This window comes from Mesorhizobium sp. M7A.F.Ca.US.014.04.1.1, from assembly GCF_003998745.1.
Classification (GTDB): Bacteria; Pseudomonadota; Alphaproteobacteria; order Rhizobiales; family Rhizobiaceae; genus Mesorhizobium; species Mesorhizobium ciceri.
In genome coordinates this window covers 1-3,098 of sequence record NZ_RZRW01000634.1, presented here as the reverse complement: position 1 = coordinate 3,098, position 3,098 = coordinate 1, and the positions used below count along the sequence as shown (strand labels likewise).

4 protein-coding genes are annotated in these 3,098 nt (G+C 58.4%); 2 read left to right on the top strand and 2 right to left on the bottom strand.

The genetic code is table 11. The annotated features are described in order from the left end of the window. Positions 1–331: 331 nt before the first annotated feature. A complete protein-coding gene (locus EOA22_RS29000) occupies positions 332–844 on the top strand; it encodes a ferritin-like domain-containing protein (RefSeq protein ID WP_063170775.1) in 513 nt (170 codons plus the stop codon). Positions 845–1,451: 607 nt separating this feature from the next. Here the strand turns inward: EOA22_RS29000 and EOA22_RS28995 are convergent. Both EOA22_RS28995 and EOA22_RS39620 read right to left on the bottom strand, forming a co-directional pair. Continuing rightward, complete coding sequence (locus EOA22_RS28995; RefSeq protein ID WP_013525146.1) at positions 1,452–1,757, bottom strand: hypothetical protein; 306 nt, start codon at positions 1,755–1,757, stop codon at positions 1,452–1,454. Beyond that, a complete protein-coding gene (locus tag EOA22_RS39620) occupies positions 1,711–1,914 on the bottom strand; it encodes a hypothetical protein (RefSeq protein WP_275955479.1) in 204 nt (67 codons plus the stop codon). Before EOA22_RS39620 ends, EOA22_RS28995 begins: the two co-directional genes overlap by 47 nt. A gap of 477 nt (positions 1,915–2,391) precedes the next feature. On the opposite strand from EOA22_RS39620, the gene EOA22_RS28985 reads away from it, so the two are divergent. Beyond that, positions 2,392–3,098: heme-binding protein (locus EOA22_RS28985; protein WP_127390404.1), on the top strand; the 707-nt coding region annotated here is incomplete at its 3' end.

The following is a 3,098-nucleotide window of genomic DNA, read 5'->3' as shown; positions in this document are numbered from 1 at the left end:
CATGAGACATTGAATGATGGCCGGTTAACATGTGCAAATGCGGAAGACCCTTCGCAAGCTACCGTCGTGAGTAGTCGGAAGCGTCTGATCTATGACGATTATGGACTCACGGAAGCTTGTCGATCACCCGTGCCGATGCTTCCACCGTTGCAGCTAGGACTACCTGAGCGTCGGGCGGCGGGTGCTGGGAGACAGATCTTGAGCGTCAAGGCTCCGCAATAAATTGGTCGCGTTCAATTTCACTGCAATCAGAGAACACCCTCCGGAACCAGTTGCCCCGCATCGAGTTGCTATTCCGCCTCGCTTTTGAGCGCGAACGGGAGAACACAGGATGGCACCCACTAAGAAGGCATCACCGAAGGGCCTGAACGAACTTTTCCACGACACGTTGAAGGACATCTATTTCGCCGAAAAGAAGATCGTTGCGACGCTGCCGAAAATGGCAAAGGCCGCTCAAAGCCCAGATTTGAAGGCGGCGTTCGAAAAGCACCGCGAGGAAACGAAAGAACACGTTGCCCGGCTCGAACAGGTTTTCGAAGTGATCGGCAAGAAGCCGCAGGGAAAGACGTGTGCGGCTATTGTGGGCATCACCGATGAAGGTGCCGAGATCATGGAGGAATATAAGGGCACACCTGCCCTGGACGCTGGCCTGCTGGCTGCGGCCCAGGCTGTGGAGCACTACGAAATCTCACGCTATGGCACACTGAAGACCTGGGCCTCCGAACTGGGGCTGGATGAAGCTGTTTCGCTCCTCAATTTAACCCTTGGAGAGGAAAAGGCGACCGACGAGGCGCTGACACAACTCGCTGAACCGGCTGTCAACATGGCTGCCGAAAACGTGTAGTAGCCCCACCAGGCGAAGACTGGCCCATCGCTACGCGAATCTCACGGGAGGTATCAATGGGATATCTAGGTACGCTCGTTTCAAGACTACTCGGCAAGAAGCCCGGCCCCGCTGGCAACGGCGATATGCGCAAGTCGACTGGCGCGGGTCCTGCAATAGCAGCGCATTCGAAAGACGCGAAGACAACGGCGCCGACCGGCCAGAACCGATCGGCGGCAGCAAAAGAAAAATGACCGACGCCGTAGGAGCGTAGTCACTGGACAGCCAACAATGCGCCCATTTCCGGTCAACCCTTTGAAGCAGGCGGTTCGGTCCTGTCCAGACTGACCCCGTCAGGTCGACTCGCAAGGCTTGCAACCAGTAAAATAACAGTGTCATCAGTACAAACATCGACAAACGGTCTAAATGGTTGATGGAACGTATGTTATATTTCCTTCCTCTCTAATTCGACCGATGCGCAATATTATGCCCTACAGAAGACCCACTGAATGAATTACGCAGGTCCAAAGGATCGTAATTAAACCTCTAATAGGCCATTCCAGATTTCGAATGCAGTTCAGCTCGGGAAGGAGGGCGGCAAAACCCAATCCCGGAGGCGCCTGGACCTTTAGACCAATGCTATCGGTAGGTAGCGGATGATGATCTCGTCCTGCCGGAAACGGCGCTCCAACTCCGCTCGGCGCCTTCGCCAATCGGGCAGATCGACTTCTTCCGTCATCACCTCGAAGATGACAATCTCGTCCATGTCGGACTCTTTTCCCTCCCTCCATACCCCTTCCGCGGGCGTCCGAAAATACGCGGTGACACCTTTGAACGTATTGGCGAGTTCGTCCTTCACACGATCGAAGTCTTCCTTGGCGAAGGGCTCACCCGCGTTGTCGGAACGAGGAAGCAGGATCTGGACAAGGTGCATGCGGCCGCCTCCAAGCTCTTCCAACGGCGGCGACCGGCATCATGTTCCATCGGCTGACGCTGCGGGCAAAGGCGCAAATGTGAACCAGGCTGACAGGAAGTTCCTGCATTCCGTGACTCCAGATGGGAATCCTGGCCTTGCGTGAAAGTGCTGCCACCCGCAGCCAGCCCGTGACACCGCCGCAGTTGGAGGCGTCTGGTTGGATGTAGGCGAGCCTCGACCAAGCAAAGGCGTGCCCGAGTCCTCAAGACATGCAGGTTTTCTCCCATTGCCAGAGGCCTACAGGCCTGCAGGTGCCTTGGCGATGCTGGCGCAGCGTTCATAGGTGCCGGCACAATGGTAACACGATCTCGGCCGCGGATATTGCGCCAGCGACACGGACAGACGGCAACCTTGCATCGGCGCACGCGGCTGCGCAATTTTTTGCAAAAGCAGGAACATAGCTGCATCGCCCAAGTTAAATAGCGACGGCATTGGACAACGGACTCATTTTCGCATTTTCCAGGCTGCCAGAATGCTCCGGGGTTCTTTGATGCTCGAACGAATGGGCAGGACAATGTATCGCTGTCGGCGTTTGCTATCAGCCTTTGCTCTGGTGTTGTTGACGAGTGGCCTGTTCCCACAGGGCCCAGCCATGGCACAGGCGCCCTGCCCGGCCGACCACGATAAGCTGCTCGCCGCACTCAAGGCCAATGTGAAAGCAAGCGGCGGACCTGCCAACGGAGGCTTTGAGACCAACGAATGGGCCGCTGTCGTTGCTCGCGACGGCGCGGTGTGCGCGATCGCTTTCAGCGGTCCCACCGCCGATTCGCAATGGCCAGGCAGTCGCCTCGTCGCGGCGGAGAAGGCCAATACAGCCAATGGGCTCAGCCTGGCGCAAATGGCCCTATCGACGGCCAATCTCTACGCGGGGACGCAGCCGGGCGGGCCGCTTTTCGGCTTGCAGGAGACCAACCCGGTCAACCAGGCCGCAGCCTATGCGGGCGATCCCAAAACGTTTGGAAGTGCCAGCGATCCTCTCGTCGGCAAGCCAATCGGAGGCGTCGTCGTGTTTGGCGGCGGGCTTGCCCTCTATGACGGCAAGAGCATCGTCGGAGGCCTCGGGGTCTCAGGAGATTCCTCATGCGCCGATCACAATGTCGCCTGGCGTGTTCGCGCGGCGCTTGGCCTCGACAAGGTTCCCGCCGGGGTCAATCCCAATCGCAAGGACGCCATCGTCTACGATGTCGATCCCGGCGGCAAAAGCGCCTCGGGCTGGGGCCATCCGCTTTGTGCCGGCACCGAGGCTGACATCGCGGCGGAGCTCGGCGCCGGCGTGGGAGGCTCGATCCACAAATGCAA

Bases quoted from the DNA above. Each gene is read 5' to 3' on its own strand.
- EOA22_RS28995 (WP_013525146.1), bottom strand. From the start codon at position 1,757: ATGCACCTTGTCCAGATCCTGCTTCCTCGTTCCGACAACGCGGGTGAG.
- EOA22_RS29000 (WP_063170775.1), top strand. From the start codon at position 332: ATGGCACCCACTAAGAAGGCATCACCGAAGGGCCTGAACGAACTTTTC.